Below are 14899 nucleotides of genomic sequence, written 5' to 3' on the forward strand. Positions count from 1 at the left end.
GATTTTTGCGGCAGAAAGCGGAGTCTATCATGCTGCGGAACTACGACGCACTCAAGCTCCAATCAGTTTTTCGAGCGCCGCTTTGTTGCGGATCAGCAGCGTGGAGCCGCGAAGTTGAGCGAACTCTTTCTCGCGAAACTCGCCGAGCACGCGGGTCACTGTTTCTCGCGAAGTGCCGATCAGCTGGGCGATTTCTTCGTGCGTCAGCGCGATCTTGATTCGAATGCCTTCACCCGTTTGTTCGCCGTCACTTGCCCACTCCAACAGCAGCCGAGCCAATTTCTCTGAAACGGAATGCGAGAGGCCTAGCGAGCGGATCATTTCATAAGCGCCCTGGCAGTCCTGGCTGAGGTGCTGCGCGGCATGCAGACAAGCATCACCATGGGATTGGAGGAACTTCAGAAAATCTTCTCTCCGCACGAAGTCCAGCTGGCAGGGTTGCAGAGTCTCCGCTGTCAACTCGTAGGGTTTGCCCGATACTGTGCCATGCAATCCTAGGACTTGTCCGGCCTGGGCAATCCGGAGGATAAGCGTCTTGCCGTCGCGCGACGTGGTGGTCAGTTTTACGCGTCCATTGCAGATGATATAGACGCCGCGAGGCGCCTGGCCTTCCACGAACAGGATCGCTCCCGGCGGAAACGCACTGGCATACTTGATCTTGTCGAGGGCATCGATGGCCTGCTTAGGAAGATCACAAAAGAATCCGGCATGACGAAGCTTGCACATCACACAATTCTCCGTGATCTGCAACCCGTAGGGCGTACTCATATAGAAATCCCTCTTACCTACTACTTAACGGATAGGTCAGACTCCACCATTAGTTATTGTTATACTCCGCTGGGGCGCTGCGTGCTTTAGGTGCAACTTCCCGGGAGACCGAGAGGTAGGCTGGTCACCCACAAGAAGTCGATCCGAATGAAGCCGGGAGCGTGCGGTCAAAGCTCTCCTTTACATGCAATAGAAGCCTGCCCGCTCTCGACGATGAGGTATTCCCTGAGGACGAAAATCAAGCGAACTGCTGCGCTGCTCCTGCTTCTCACGGTGACGGGCTGGGCCGGCAAACGTCATTCCACTCCGCCCCCTCCACCCAGCCCGGACTACGTGTTCGCCCTGGCAACCGCCAATCGATTCCTCCATGCCTGGCAAGCCGATGATCTTGAAACTGGCATGGTGCTGCTGAGTGATCGAGTGCGCCATTCGCATGATCCGGAAAAGTTTGAACAATTCTTTGCGGGGAGCACCGACCGAGCCTTTGAAATCGCACGCGGACAAGGGATTCGCGGCCGTTACAGGTTCACCGTCGTCCTCGTCACCCGTACGGGCACGAGAGTTCGTCGCCAATTCTCCGAGATCATCGTCATCGACACTGGCAAGAACGACTGGGTGATAGATAAACTTCCTTAGTAGCCTTTCTTCCACAATTCGTCAGATGTCGTTATCGGTTCTTCATATTCGGAGTGTGCTCTCATGAAACGGATTCACAAGGTTGCCATCCTTGGCGCCGGCACCATGGGCGCTCGCATCGCAGCTCATTTCGCCAATGCGGGAGTGCCAACGCTCCTGCTCGACATCGTTCCTCCCGCCGCAGACACCGCAGGCCGCAGCACAATCGCTTCCGCCGGACTGGAGGCAGCCCGCAAATCTAAGCCTGCCGCCTTCTATGACGCTTCCCTTTCGCGCTTGGTCGCAGTCGGAAATTTCGAAGATGACCTCAAACGCCTGGCCGATGTGGACTGGATAATCGAAGCGGTCGTTGAAAATCTTGAGATCAAGCGCACGTTGCTGAAAAAAATAGAAGCCATCCGCAAGCCGGGCACGATCATTACCACCAACACAAGCGGGCTGCCAGTCGCACAGATTGCGGAGGGCTTTTCTGAAGACTTTCGACGTTCGTGGTTCGGAACTCATTTTTTCAATCCACCGCGTTACATGCGCCTGCTGGAATTAATTCCCACCGCGGACGCAGATCCGTCGTTGATCGAAGCCGTCACCCATTTCTGCGACTCGCAACTTGGCAAGGGAGTGGTGCTCGCCAAGGACACACCGAACTTCATCGCCAACCGGATTGGAACATTCTCCGTACTCAACGTGATGCGGCTGATGCAGGAAATGGACATGAGCATCGAGGAGGTCGATGCGCTCACCGGTCAAGCCGTGGGCTGGCCCCGCTCGGCCACGTTCCGCACGATCGATATGGTCGGTCTCGACATACTCGGTCACGTCGTCCGGAACATGACTGGAGAGAAGCCTCTCGACGAGCGCGGCGATCTCAAATTACCCGACTTTTATCGACAAATGCTGGACCGCAAATTATTGGGTGACAAGACCAAGGGCGGCTTCTACAAGAAAGTAAAAGGCGAAGGCGGCGAGGACGACCGTCAAGGAATCGATTGGAAAACGCTCGAATATCGTCCGCGTCAGAAGGCGAAGTTCGCCGCCCTCGAAATGGCAAAGAATGTGGAGGCGACTGGGGCGCGCGTGCGCATGCTGCTGGGCCTCGAAGGCAACTCCCCTCAAAAAGGAGACAAGGCGGGCGCGTTCCTATGGTCGGCTCTCTCCGATCTTTGGACGTATGCCGCTAACCGCATTCCAGAAATTTCCGACACCGTCGTTGAAATTGATCGAGCCATGCGACTCGGTTTTAACTGGGAACTCGGCCCCTTCGAACTTTGGGATGCGGCGGGAGTCGAAGCCACCGTCGCTCGCATGAAGAACGAAGGCCATCCGATCGCCGCAAACGTAGAGAAGTTGCTTGGAGCAGGACAAAAATCCTGGTGCGCGGACGACCCAAAATCGGCGTCCGGTAGGACCTTCTGGGATCTGAGCACTGGCAAACGTGAAGCAGTGCAGGTCCCATCGGGTGTCTGGTCGGTCGAAGTGGCGAAAAAATCAAACGGGGTCGTGAAGAAGAATTCAGGAGCTTCGCTGGTGGATCTTGGCGAAGGCGTCGCTTGCATCGAATTTCACTCCAAGATGAATTCGATGGGCGCGGACATCGTCTCGCTGATCACACAAACCCTGAAGCCCGGCGGCCCGGGCGACAATTTTGACGCCATTGTCATCACTAATGACGCGCAGAACTTTTCAGTGGGCGCGAACCTGATGCTGCTGCTGATGTCGGTCCAGGAAGAAGAGTGGGATGAGGTCGACCTCGCCATTCGCCAATTTCAGGGCATGACGCAAGCAATCAAGTTTTCCGCCAAGCCGGTGGTGATCGCGCCTTTTGGCCTCGCACTCGGCGGAGGCTGCGAGGTTTCCCTCCATGCGGCAGCCCTCCAACCTCACGCCGAACTGTACATGGGACTGGTCGAAGTAGGTGTCGGCCTTCTGCCCGGCGGCGGTGGATGTAAAGAGATGTTGCTCCGCGCCGTGGACAGTGCCCGTGCGATCCGATCCGACGGCCGCGGGGACTCGGTTGAGATGCTGGAGGCAATGAAGAAGATTTTCGAAACCATCGCCACCGCAAAAGTCGCGACTTCGGCACATGAAGCGCGCGGCTTGGGATTCTTATCGAATTCCGATCGCATCACCATGAATCGCGAACGGGTGCTCTTTGACGCCAAAGCCCGTGCGCTCGAATTGGTGCGCGCCGGGTACGAGCCTCCAGTCATGAGAACGGACATTCCTGCGCCGGGAGAAAATATCCTTGCCGCTCTCAAGATGGGCGTGTACTTGATGCGACAGGGCGCCTTCGTCAGCGACCACGAACAAAAATTGGGCAACAAGATTGCCGAAGTGATCTGTGGCGGGAACATCACCTCGGGAACTCCGATCAGTGAACAATATCTGCTCGACCTGGAACGAGAAGCCTTCAAGTCGCTGTGTGGAGAGAAGAAGACGCAAGAACGGATTCAGTACACTCTGAAGACGGGCAAGACCTTGCGGAACTGAGGCGAGCGGTCCAGACTCACTTGCTGGCGGCCGCCGCCATCACCGTCAATTCGAAAAAATACTGACAACGCATTTTGGCCACTTCACCCATCGCGTCGACGCCGTCCTCTGGCTTCCGAAGCCACGTCGGCAGCATCTCGCGGCAATCCTCGGTGTTCCTGCTGGGGACGATATTCACGACTGGGGCAGGATATTTCTTCAAAATCTATCTGGCCAGGGTTCTTGGTGCGGAAGCGCTGGGCATCTATGCGCTCGGAATGACGGTAGTCGGACTGGCATCGGTGATCGCAGCCGCCGGACTTCCACAGGCTGCCAGCCGCTTCGTGGCGGTGTATTCCGCGACTGGCGAATCCAGAAAGTTGCGCCAGTTTCTGTGGTCGGGACTCGCCATTCTGCTCGTCGCCAACTCGCTGGTCGGTCTCGCGGTACTGCTGCTCAAATCGTGGATCGCAGAGCGTCTCTATCACACGCCAGCGCTCTCGTCGTACCAGCAGTTCTTTGTCGTAATCATGATCACTGGGGCTCTAACCGGCTTTCTGGGGCAAGTGCTGGCCGGCTACAAAGACGTCGCCAGGCGCACGATCATCACCAGTTTCGTCGGCCAATCCATGATGATGGCAGTCACGATTGGCCTGCTCACCCTAGGATTTGGCTTCAAGGGATATCTCATTGCCCAGATCGTCAGCGCCTTTGTAGTGCTTATTCTATTGGGGAGAGCCGCATGGCAACTGACTCCCCAAGCAGCGCGTCCGCCCGCAATCGAGCTACCGCTGCTGGAACGAGAGATCGTCTCCTTCTCGTTGGCGCTGTTTGCTGTGCAGGTTTTGGAATTTTGTCTGGGCCAAACCGACAAGATCGTTCTGGGTATTTTCCTGCATGCCCGCGAGGTTGGCATTTACTCCATCGCCGCCGCGCTGGTCGGATTCGTGCCGCTGGCACTGCAGTCGGTCAATCAGATTTTTTCGCCAACCATCGCGGAGTTGCACGCTCGTGGCGACATGGAACTACTCGCGCGACTCTTTCGCTCTCTCGTCAAATGGACCCTGGGATTGACTCTGCCGCTCGCCGCCGTGATGATCCTGTTTGCGCCATCCATCATGGGAATGTTCGGTCCTGACTTTGTGCCGGGCTGGCCGGTCCTGGCGGTGGGTACGTTTGGACAATTAGTCAATTGTGGTGTCGGATCCGTCGGCTACCTTTTGCTCATGTCGGGAAACCAAAAGAAGCTGCTGCGGATTCAATTTGTGATGGCGCTAATACTCGTGTCCGCAAATATCATCTTGATTCCGCGCATTGGGCTGCTCGGCGCGGCCCTGGCCGGCGCGATGGTGGCGGCTGCCAGCAACCTTTGGTATCTCGGAGAAGTGCATCGCACTCTCGTCATCGGCCCTTCTCTGCGCAAGTATCGCGCCCTGCTCGTTCCTTGCGTTCTGATGACCGCATTCGTAGTGCTCGTTCGCCATTTCGCGAGCACCGCGTGGCCGGCGTGGACGACAATTGTGGCAGCCTTGGTCCTTGGGTATGCGGTGTTTATTGCAACTTCCCTCCTATTTTTGGACGACGATGATCGAGTCGTCGCGGACGCCCTTAAAGCAAGATTGTTTCCTCGTGCAGGAACCACGCAGGGGCCCGCTGCATGAGAAATCGAGAGACTACCGAGTGGGTGGCTCGCGAAGCCTGCGAGCGGTTGTATCCCCACATTACAAACCCGAATTGGTTGATCCTGACGGCACGCCGTAAGCTATTCGCAACCTGGGTCACCCGCGTGGAAGGCAACACTCTGCGGGTGCTTGACGTGGGTGGACGCATCCAACCCTACCGTCCCCTGCTCAACGGCCGAATTCGCGATTACTATTCGTTAGACCTGGTGGCTGGGCCATTGGTGAGCGCTGTCGGGAAAGCCGAGGCTCTCCCTTTTCCCGACAATCACTTCGACCTGGTGTTCTGTACCCAGATGCTGGAGTACGTTCCGGTTCCGCAAGAAGCGATCGACGAAATCCATCGAGTCCTGCGTCCGTCGGGATGCCTGTTCCTCAGTGCGCCGGCGGTTTTCCCGCGCGATTCGGACCCGGAATATTGGAGATTTCTGCCGTCTTCGCTGCAATTGTTGCTGCGCAACTTTTCCAACGTCGAAATCGCGGCGGAGGGTTCCACGATTTCCGGGCTGGTGCGGACATTGAATGTCTCCCTGATCACATTCAGTCCACGGCTCCTACGCTCCATCCTGCGTTACACCGCCACTCCCGCTTTGAACGGCCTGGCCTTGGTTCTAGAGCGCCTGGCGCGCACGACGAACAACCAATTCACCGCCAACTTCAGCGCTTTCGCCAGAAAGTGAAGTCCGCTCTCGCGCGTCCTGCCTCCAATAGATCGAGTGGAATTTCGCCGGATGTCGGACCGATTCGATGTCATCCGCGCGGCGTATAATCCAAGTTTGTATCTTCCAAGGATGGGTGAAATCGATTATGTCCGCAGTGAACGGTAACGCAAGCAACGGCAATGGCAGCAACGGCTCTGGCACGGTCCCCACGCCGCGCTTGGAATGGCTCGCTAAACGCCGCGCAGAAAATCGCGATGGTAATTTTTCGCAGATGCACTATGCGCGGCAAGGGGTCATTACGGAAGAGATGGCATACATCGCCCATCGCGAAAAGATAACGGCCGAACTGGTGCGTGACGAAGTTGCCCGCGGACGCATGATCATCCCAGCCAATATCAACCATCCGGAACTCGAGCCGATGTGCATCGGCGTCGCGTCGTTGTGCAAGATCAATTCCAATATTGGAAATTCGGCCGTCACTTCCAACGTGAGTGAGGAACTGAAGAAATTGCACACGTCCGTCCACTACGGCGCCGACACGGTGATGGATCTCTCCACTGGCGGCGGCATCCACGAAATTCGCGAAGCCATTCTGCGCCACTCTCCAGTTCCGATCGGGACCGTTCCTATCTATGAAGCGATCTCGCGCGTGAAGCGGGTGGAGGACTTGAACGCGAGCGTGATGCTGGAAGTGATCGAAGAACAAGCCGCGCAGGGCGTCGACTACATGACCATCCACGCCGGCGTTCTTATTCAATACTTGCCGATGGTTTCAAAACGCATCACCGGGATCGTGAGCCGCGGCGGCGCCATTCTCGGCCAATGGATGGCTTATCACCACAAACAGAATTTTCTCTATGAATGCTTTGAGGACATCTGCAAGATTTTCAAGAAATACGATGTCAGCTTTTCACTCGGAGACGGCCTGCGTCCCGGCTGCATCGCCGACGCCAGCGATGAAGCCCAGTTCGCCGAACTCAAGACCCTGGGTGAATTGACGAAAATTGCCTGGAAGCACGACGTGCAAGTCATGATCGAGGGCCCCGGTCACATCCCGATGCACAAGATCAAAGAGCAAGTCGAAAAAGAGCACGAACTCTGCTATGAAGCACCCTTCTACACGCTCGGCCCGCTCGTCACCGACATCGCTCCCGGATACGACCACATCACTTCGGCGATCGGCGCAGCGATGATCGGCTGGTACGGCGCGGCCATGCTTTGCTACGTCACGCCCAAAGAACACCTGGGACTGCCCAACGAAAAAGATGTGAAAGACGGCATCATCGCTTACAAGATCGCGGCCCACGCCGCCGACATCGCACGCGGCCGCCCCGGCGTACAGGACCGCGACAACGCTCTTAGCTATGCCCGCTACAAGTTCGATTGGGAAAAACAATTCGAACTCTCACTTGATCCCGAAACTGCCCGCGCAATGCACGACGAAACGCTTCCCGAGGAAGGCTACAAGACGGCAGCGTTCTGCTCGATGTGTGGTCCGAAGTTCTGCTCCATGAACTACTCGAGCAAGGTGGACGACTACAACAAGGAAGTTCATGGGCTGGAGAAGAAGGACTACTCGGAGTTAGTCGACAAGCTGGTTACGATCAAGTAACGTACCTGCGATCGCATTTGTCAGCCAAATGAACGTTAGACGTGTGCCTGCTTACGAGCCCAAGGGAGGCCTCGATCTCAATGTCACAGACTGAAGAGCTTTTGAAGGAATTCGAAACGCTCGCTCGTTCCGCCACTGGCGCGCAATCTCTCATGCAACAGGTCGCGCACGAACTCCATGAGAAGATGACGCGCTACAACTGGGTCGGTTTTTATCTGATGGAAGCACCCGCGTTCAATGCCCTGGTGCTTGGTCCCTGCGCGGGCAGCTTCAATCCCACCCTGCGTATTCCTCTCGACAAAGGATTGTGCGGGGCGGCCGCAACTTCCGGGAAGACCGTGGCCGTTAATGATGTGGCGTCCGATCCACGCTATCTGGGGTCGGACCTCGTGAAGTCCAATATCGTGGTGCCGATTTTCGTGAAGAAACGGGTCATGGCGGAGTTGTGTATCGAGAGTTATTTTGCGAATGCTTTCATTCCATCGGAGCAAGCATTCGTCGAATCCTGCGCCGGAATTGTCGGCCGCGCGATGGAAAAGGAATCCCCGTCGGGAACGGGCAAGGCAGGAAAGTAGCAGGCTCAACCAATCAGGTTGGCCTACGTCCGAGAAAACTGTCTACTTGAAATCTGCCACGCCGTCCCACACCAACTGCACGGCAATCGACAGGATCAGGAAACCGAAGATGCGAGTGATGGCGCCCATGCCGGTGGGACCGAGTCGCTTCACGAGCGGCCCACCCAGACGCAGGAACATCAGCACAGAAAGCCCCACCAGGACAATTCCGATCACCATTCCCATGTAGGCTAGAAAGCCATTGGCGTGTGCCGCCAGACCCATCACGACTCCGATCGAGCCGGGACCGGACAACATCGGCATCGCCATCGGCGTGAGCGAAATATCCTGCTTGGTCAGAGCTTCGCTGCTCTCTTCGGTCGTCATGCGACTGGTGGCCGTTACCATGCCCCATGCCGTATTCGCTACGATCAATCCACCTGCAATTTTCAGGACGGGCAGCGAGATGCCGAAAAAACTCAGCACGAAACGGCCGACCAGCATGAACGTCACGAGGATTGCGGTTACGTAGAATGCGGTCCGCAAGGCCGTACGATTGCGCTCCTCGCGCGTGAATTCTCCTGTCAACGTGAAGAACATCGGAATGCCGCCCGGCGGATTCACAATCGGAAAGAGCGCGAGAAATGTCGCCGTCGCCGCCGTGGGAAGATCTTCCAGCACGTGCCTCAGCGCCATCTCGGGATTCATCGCGTTCCACAATGCCATCGTCGTTTACCGGTACGCTTCCAAAGCCATGGCGGCGCGATGCAACGCGGCTGCCAGCGCAGCGATTTGTTGTTCGGTGCGGCCTGCGTCACCGGCATCAATCGCTTCGTTCACTCCAGGAATCACCACCGCAGCGTAACCGGTGTACTGCCCCGGCGCATAGATCGAGTGGTGATACCACGGACGATTGGGCAGGCCCTCGGGAATCAGCAGAGCCCTCTCCGTCTCTCGCAACACTATGTTAATGCGTGCTGGATCGTTCGGCAGCTTGCGCTGCTTCTGCGACATCCTGGCGCCGGCCTGCTCCAAATGATGCGCACCCTCTACCGCAGCTGTGAAATCCGGCGACTTGTTTCCAAAGCGTTCTTTGGATTTGTTCCTGGCGGCATCAAGATAGACTGAAATTTCTTTGCCGTAGTCTTCATAGTCGTATGGAAGAACATCGGCGTCGGCCATGCGGATCATCTCCAGGCCAAACACTCGAGCCATCTGCTGCACGTAGCGAAAATCGGGATCGCCGAATTTTTTGAACCAGGCAAAGTTGTCGAACACCGAATGATAGACACCGTAATCTCCGTTCGACCCGATGTCCGTCGACGGTACACCCAGATGCTGGAGGAACACAGTGTAGTCCGAGCCGCTGCCCAGATCGCCGACCGGTACATCGGTGCGAACCTGCGCCACCGGCGGCTTATAGACGCCGGTCAACGATTCCTGCGAGCGCGTATTTTCCGCACTCGGCTGACTGGTCTTCTTCCATGCGTCGTACACAGTACCACCCTGCGGAGCAGGAACGTCTTTCGTGATCTCGCGAATGAATTGCTTGAGCGTGGGCACGCTCGACGCTCCAAATTTCGGACCGGAGACTGCAACATCCATATTGAAATATGCGGCGGCCGTACCTAATTCTTTGACGTGCCCCTCGCCCCACTCGGTCGAGCCGATCAGGCCTTCTTCTTCCGCGTCCCAACTTCCAATCACGATGGTGCGCTTGGGCTTCCATCCCGATTTCAGCAGTTCACCCAGTCCGTGCACGGACTCGAGCATGGCCGCTGTGCCGCTGTTCGGATCGACTGCGCCATACACCCACGCATCCCGATGATTGCCCGCGACCACCCACTCATCCGGCGACACGGTTCCACGCACTTTGCCGATCACATCCCAGATCGTGCGGAATTGATAGTCCTGCTTCAGGTGAATCTTCAACTTCGCCGGCCCCGGCCCAACGTGATACGTGAATGGCAACGCTCCCTGCCATTCACGCGGCGAAGGCGGTCCACCTAAATGCTCCAGAATCGGCGAAGCGTCGGCATAGGAAAGAGGCGTTACCGGAATCTTCGAGAGTTGCGCGGACTGTGGCGGCGTCACTCGTTTCGAATCTGGCAAGGATGGTTCCGATGCAATCCCGGGAGTGGTCGGATCGCCCGCAAACTGGAACATGTACCCGACCGATCCACGTTGCGTTGCGCTTGCAGGACGCCACGGGCCTTTGGGATAGGCATCTCCGCGGTAGTAGCCGTCGTCTTTCGGGTCGGAATAAATGATCACACCGGCCGCGCCTCGTTCTTCTGCGACGAAGGCTTTCACTCCTCGAAAATTCTGGCCATAACGCACGATCACAATCTTTCCGTGCACGTCGACATTCATCTGCTTCAACTTGTCGAAGTCTTCGGGTGCGCCGTAGTTGGCATAAACAACGTCCGCCTCGGCATCACCCGACGGCGACATTCCGTTGTAACTATTGATCACGCGCGGGTCGTCCTGAAACGGATCGCTGTCCACATGCTCTGGCCGGGGACCATGCATGGTCACGCCTTCCGGCGCGATCATGTCGACACTGATTTCCGCCGGATAATTCAGCCAGACTCTGTATTCCACAATCTCCGTATCCAGTCCGGCTTCGCGGAATTTCCTGGCCACATAGTCGGCGGTGGCTTTGTCTTCCGGCGATCCGGCAATATGGGGCGCTTGCGTCAGGATGCGCAGATGCTCCTCGGCAAGTTTTGCCTCTGGCACCGCAAGGAAACGCTTTTCAATATCCCGCTCGCCCGCGACATCACGAAAGCCCACGAGGTTAGCCCCTTCGGCCTGACCATTCTCTTTACCGTGACCATCGGACGCACGCACACCCGAACCGATCAACATCAACAAGAGGACCGCGCTCAACACCAGTTTCATGTGGCTCCTGGAAAATAGCGTTTACGAAATATCAACTCTTCTTCAGCAACGGCAAAACGTCATCCAGCAACGGGACTTCTTCCGGTTCATAGGTTCTGCAGAACACGATTTCTCCACTGGGATTGATCACAAAGATAGCGCGTTCGCTGGCGCCGGCATCCCTTCCCGCCTGCCGAAGAACGCCGTAGCGCTTGCTGACGGCGCCATGCGGCCAAAAATCGCTGCATAAAGGAAAATCGAAGGGCCCCTCAGCCCGTTCCCATGCGGTCGTGTTCATGATCGATTCAACATTGACGGCTACCGTTTCCGCGTTACTTGCCAGCACGCGTGCACGGTCAGCCTGGAAAGCCGTCATCTGGCGCAGGCTAGCCTCCTGCCAGTTGAACGGATAAAAGGCGAGTACCACGGACTTGCCGCGAAATTCCGCCAGGCGCATATTCTTCCGGACACCACCAACCAGCGCCGGCAATTCAAAATCAGGCGCCGGACCGCCGACGCTGACCAGTCCACTCTCGATCACCCCACGAACCCGGTCGTTGGCCATGAAACGAAGATTGTATCGCGGGGAAGATTCCACAGTGGGCGCGTTACACTGAAAAGTCATGAGCCCGGCTCCAACCGCCCGTTTTTCCGATCGAGTGGAAGATTACGTCCGCTACCGCCCTGGATATCCGCCGCAAGTTATCGAACTTCTGGAGACAGATTGCGGATTGCGGCCAGAACATGTTGTTGCCGACATCGCTTCTGGAACTGGAGCTTTCACCAAGCTCTTGCTCGAGAATGGCAACCGCGTATTTGCAGTCGAACCTAACGCCGCCATGCGCGAGGCAGGAGATCGCTTACTGCAGAAATTCCCCAACCTGACTTCGATCGCCGGCACCGCCGAAGAGACCACCCTGCGAACTGGATCGGTGGACTTCGTTACCGCTGCCCAGGCCGCGCACTGGTTTGACCGCGAACGGTCACGGGCCGAATTCGCGCGCATCCTGAAACCGGGTGGATGGTGCATCCTTATCTGGAACGAGCGCCGCACCGACGCGACACCATTCTTGCTGGACTACGAGCAACTTCTTCAGACTTACGGGACCGACTACAAAGAAATCCGCCACGAACGTACGACTGCGATCATCCATGAATTCTTCGCGCCTGCCCTCTATCGCGAACGAACCTTTGAGATGCGCCAGCAATTTGATTTCGAGGGTGCCGCCGGACGCTTGCTTTCAAGTTCCTACGCGCCCCTCGCCGGACATCCGAACCATGCGCCGATGATGCAAGAGTTGCGGAGAATCTTTGACGTTCACGCCCAGGCTGGGAAGATCGAGTTCGAGTACAACACGCGGGTCTTCTACGGAAAACTGGACTGAGGTGACTGTTAGTTTGTAATTGGTAATTTGAATGACATAGTACGAACGCGTGAATCGCCGCCGGAATTGCGATTAAGGAAGGATGCCCTATTTGCAACTGTCATCCTGAGCCGTCCTGAGCCGAAGGCGAGGACGAGCGAAGGATCTGATTTTCCTTCGCGCGCCGAAGAAAGCAGGTCCTTCGCTTCGCTCAGGATGAAAGCTCGGTTTCGATTCCAAATTACTATTAACCACATTACGAATTTATGCCTTCCCACATGACTCCCGAAGAATTCCGCCGGCACGGTCACGCGATGGTCGACTGGATCGCCGACTACTATGCGCGCGTCGAGTCCTTCCCGGTGCTCTCTCGCGTGAAACCCGGCGAAATCCGCGCCAAGTTGCCTCCGTCCCCGCCCCAGCAGGGCGAACCGTTCGAAAAGATGTTTGCCGACATCGAGAACATCATTCTTCCCGGGATCACGCATTGGCAGTCGCCGAATTTTTATGCCTATTTCCCGACCAGCACGTCAGGGCCAGCCATCCTGGGCGACCTCCTCTCCACGGGACTCGGTATTCAGGGCATGCTTTGGTCGACCAGCCCTGCCTGCACCGAACTGGAAACGCACGTTCTCGACTGGCTCGTCCCCATGCTCGGTCTGCCGGACAAATTTCTGTCTTCGAATACGGGCGGCGGCGTGATTCAGGATGCCGCCTCGAGCGCGTCCCTATGCGCGGTGCTTGCTGCTCGAGAACGTGCGACGCAGTATGCCAGCAACCGCCGCGGCTGTGATGGAAGGCTGGTCGCGTACGCATCGACGCAGACCCACTCGTCAGTTGAGAAGGCTGTGAAAATAGCGGGCCTTGGCTCTGAAAACCTCCGTGCCATTGAAGTCGACAAGAACTTCGCGATGCGTCCCGATGCGCTCGCTCGTCAAATCGAAGACGACAAGAAGGCTGGCCTGCTTCCCTGCTTTGTCTGCGCAACGGTGGGCACGACGTCGTCGAACGCGATTGACCCCGTTCGCGAAATTGGCGCGATTTGTCGCGAGCACAATCTGTGGCTGCATGTGGATTCCGCCATGAGTGGGACCGCTGCGCTGTGTCCCGAGTTCCGCTTCCTGCACGATGGCATGGAATTTGCCGACAGCTATTGCTTCAATCCTCACAAGTGGATGCTCACCAACTTTGACTGCGATTGCTTCTACGTCGCCGACCGCAAGCACCTGATTCAGACTCTGTCCGTGTTGCCTGAATATCTCCGCAACCAGGCCACCGAATCGGGCGCCGTGATCGACTATCGCGACTGGCAAATCCCACTTGGGCGCCGTTTCCGCTCGCTCAAACTGTGGTTTGTGATCCGGCACTACGGAATCGAGGGATTGCAGCAACATGTTCGTGAACACATCCGCCTCGGGCAACTGTTCGCCCGTTGGGTGCGAAGTGATCCACGTTTTGAACTGGCCGCGCCAGTCCCGCTGAACCTGATCTGCTTCCGTCTGCGCTCGGCAGACGCCGATAACCAGAAGCTAATGGACCAACTGAATCAAAGCGGGGATTTATATCTGACGCACACCCGGCTCGACAACAAGTTGACGCTGCGGATCTGCATTGGACAAACACAGACCCAGGCGCGCCATGTGGAACGAGCCTGGCAACGGATTCAACAAGCAGCAACGCAACTCGGAAAATCCTGATACCTTGGGGCGACATGGTTCGCGAAATCTCAGCCGGCGGCGTGGTGCTGCGAGAAATCGAGGGCGTATGGCATGTCGCGCTGATTGAACCGCAAAGAGAATCCTCCGAAAAAGAGGGTGCAGCCACTGCAAAGTCCCCTCGCAAACGCACCAAAGCCACTCTCGCCCTTCCTAAGGGATTGGTCGATCCCGGCGAAACGGCTCCCGTCACCGCAGTTCGCGAGGTCCACGAAGAAACCGGCATTGTCGCGCAGATCATCGCAAAACTTGCGGATACCAGGTATGTCTATGTCCGTAATTGGGGGGATGGCGAAAAGGTTTTCAAAATCGTGACGTTCTACGTGCTGGGTTATATCTCAGGAGAAATCGACGATGTCACGGCCGCGATGCGCGTGGAAGTGAAACGAGCGGTCTGGACTCCTCTGCTCGAAGCGGCGCGTCACCTGATGTACAGCAACGAACGGAAAGTCCTTCGCATGGCTCAAGACTATCATCAAAAGCACGGTCTCACCCCTGAAAAGGCCACCTCGCCTTCCCGCCGGAAGCTGAAAACGTAGATCACGTGGAAGTGTGATCCA

Annotated in this window: 13 protein-coding genes; 9 read left to right on the plus strand and 4 right to left on the minus strand. The window is 56.9% G+C overall.

From position 1 onward, the window contains the following. Nucleotides 1–51 precede the first annotated feature (51 nt). A complete protein-coding gene (locus tag HY010_18240; protein ID MBI3477677.1) occupies nt 52–768 on the minus strand; it encodes a Crp/Fnr family transcriptional regulator in 717 nt (238 codons plus the stop codon). A gap of 147 nt (nt 769–915) precedes the next feature. Here HY010_18240 and HY010_18245 point away from each other — a divergent pair, with 147 nt between their 5' ends. The 6 genes from HY010_18245 to HY010_18270 all read left to right on the plus strand — a co-directional run bounded on the left by HY010_18245 (nt 916) and on the right by HY010_18270 (nt 8398). Next, nucleotides 916–1404: a hypothetical protein gene (locus tag HY010_18245; protein ID MBI3477678.1), complete on the plus strand. Its 489-nt coding sequence runs from the start codon at nt 916–918 to the stop codon at nt 1402–1404. A gap of 63 nt (nt 1405–1467) precedes the next feature. Then, nucleotides 1468–3891, plus strand: coding sequence for an enoyl-CoA hydratase/isomerase family protein (locus tag HY010_18250; protein ID MBI3477679.1), 2424 nt, complete (start codon nt 1468–1470; stop codon nt 3889–3891). Between the two features lie 74 nt (nt 3892–3965). After that, nucleotides 3966–5531, plus strand: a complete 1566-nt coding sequence (locus HY010_18255; protein MBI3477680.1) for a flippase — start codon at nt 3966–3968, stop codon at nt 5529–5531. After that, complete coding sequence (locus tag HY010_18260; GenBank protein MBI3477681.1) at nt 5528–6229, plus strand: class I SAM-dependent methyltransferase; 702 nt, start codon at nt 5528–5530, stop codon at nt 6227–6229. The genes HY010_18255 and HY010_18260 overlap by 4 nt, the downstream gene beginning before the upstream one ends. 127 nt (nt 6230–6356) lie before the next feature. Continuing rightward, nucleotides 6357–7823, plus strand: coding sequence for a phosphomethylpyrimidine synthase ThiC (thiC, locus tag HY010_18265; GenBank protein ID MBI3477682.1), 1467 nt, complete (start codon nt 6357–6359; stop codon nt 7821–7823). A gap of 80 nt (nt 7824–7903) precedes the next feature. Then, a complete protein-coding gene (locus HY010_18270; GenBank protein ID MBI3477683.1) occupies nt 7904–8398 on the plus strand; it encodes a GAF domain-containing protein in 495 nt (164 codons plus the stop codon). Nucleotides 8399–8440: 42 nt separating this feature from the next. Here HY010_18270 and HY010_18275 read toward each other — a convergent pair whose 3' ends face one another. The 3 genes from HY010_18275 to HY010_18285 form a co-directional block, all read right to left on the minus strand. Then, nucleotides 8441–9073, minus strand: coding sequence for an NAAT family transporter (locus HY010_18275; GenBank protein MBI3477684.1), 633 nt, complete (start codon nt 9071–9073; stop codon nt 8441–8443). A 36-nt stretch (nt 9074–9109) separates the two neighbouring features. Then, on the minus strand, nt 9110–11248 hold the full coding sequence (locus HY010_18280; GenBank protein ID MBI3477685.1) for a M28 family metallopeptidase: 2139 nt from the start codon (nt 11246–11248) through the stop codon (nt 9110–9112). Nucleotides 11249–11312: 64 nt separating this feature from the next. After that, nucleotides 11313–11885 carry a redoxin domain-containing protein gene (locus tag HY010_18285; GenBank protein MBI3477686.1) on the minus strand — a complete coding sequence of 191 codons (573 nt, stop codon included), beginning with the start codon at nt 11883–11885 and terminating at the stop codon, nt 11313–11315. Here HY010_18285 and HY010_18290 point away from each other — a divergent pair. The 3 genes from HY010_18290 to HY010_18300 all read left to right on the plus strand — a co-directional run bounded on the left by HY010_18290 (nt 11884) and on the right by HY010_18300 (nt 14878). Continuing rightward, nucleotides 11884–12645 (plus strand): class I SAM-dependent methyltransferase, encoded by a 762-nt coding sequence (locus HY010_18290; GenBank protein ID MBI3477687.1) that lies wholly within the window; start codon nt 11884–11886, stop codon nt 12643–12645. The two genes, HY010_18285 and HY010_18290, sit on opposite strands and share 2 nt — an antisense overlap. A gap of 257 nt (nt 12646–12902) precedes the next feature. Continuing rightward, nucleotides 12903–14321 carry an aminotransferase class V-fold PLP-dependent enzyme gene (locus tag HY010_18295; protein MBI3477688.1) on the plus strand — a complete coding sequence of 473 codons (1419 nt, stop codon included), beginning with the start codon at nt 12903–12905 and terminating at the stop codon, nt 14319–14321. A gap of 14 nt (nt 14322–14335) precedes the next feature. Continuing rightward, nucleotides 14336–14878 (plus strand): NUDIX domain-containing protein, encoded by a 543-nt coding sequence (locus tag HY010_18300; GenBank protein ID MBI3477689.1) that lies wholly within the window; start codon nt 14336–14338, stop codon nt 14876–14878. The last annotated feature ends 21 nt before the right edge of the window (nt 14879–14899 follow it).

It is taken from the genome of Acidobacteriota bacterium (genome assembly GCA_016196065.1).
Classification (GTDB): Bacteria; Acidobacteriota; Terriglobia; order Terriglobales; family Acidobacteriaceae; genus Acidiflorens.

What these genes read in the sequence shown, in the direction of transcription:
- HY010_18275 (MBI3477684.1), bottom strand. Translation starts at nt 9,073, where the DNA reads ATGGCGCTGAGGCACGTGCTGGAAGATCTTCCCACGGCGGCGACGGCG.
- HY010_18300 (MBI3477689.1), top strand. Translation starts at nt 14,336, where the DNA reads ATGGTTCGCGAAATCTCAGCCGGCGGCGTGGTGCTGCGAGAAATCGAG.
- HY010_18240 (MBI3477677.1), bottom strand. Translation starts at nt 768, where the DNA reads ATGAGTACGCCCTACGGGTTGCAGATCACGGAGAATTGTGTGATGTGC.
- HY010_18290 (MBI3477687.1), top strand. Translation starts at nt 11,884, where the DNA reads ATGAGCCCGGCTCCAACCGCCCGTTTTTCCGATCGAGTGGAAGATTAC.
- HY010_18270 (MBI3477683.1), top strand. Translation starts at nt 7,904, where the DNA reads ATGTCACAGACTGAAGAGCTTTTGAAGGAATTCGAAACGCTCGCTCGT.
- HY010_18245 (MBI3477678.1), top strand. Translation starts at nt 916, where the DNA reads ATGAAGCCGGGAGCGTGCGGTCAAAGCTCTCCTTTACATGCAATAGAA.
- HY010_18250 (MBI3477679.1), top strand. Translation starts at nt 1,468, where the DNA reads ATGAAACGGATTCACAAGGTTGCCATCCTTGGCGCCGGCACCATGGGC.
- HY010_18295 (MBI3477688.1), top strand. Translation starts at nt 12,903, where the DNA reads ATGACTCCCGAAGAATTCCGCCGGCACGGTCACGCGATGGTCGACTGG.
- HY010_18280 (MBI3477685.1), bottom strand. Translation starts at nt 11,248, where the DNA reads ATGTTGATCGGTTCGGGTGTGCGTGCGTCCGATGGTCACGGTAAAGAG.
- HY010_18285 (MBI3477686.1), bottom strand. Translation starts at nt 11,885, where the DNA reads ATGACTTTTCAGTGTAACGCGCCCACTGTGGAATCTTCCCCGCGATAC.
- thiC (MBI3477682.1), top strand. Translation starts at nt 6,357, where the DNA reads ATGTCCGCAGTGAACGGTAACGCAAGCAACGGCAATGGCAGCAACGGC.
- HY010_18260 (MBI3477681.1), top strand. Translation starts at nt 5,528, where the DNA reads ATGAGAAATCGAGAGACTACCGAGTGGGTGGCTCGCGAAGCCTGCGAG.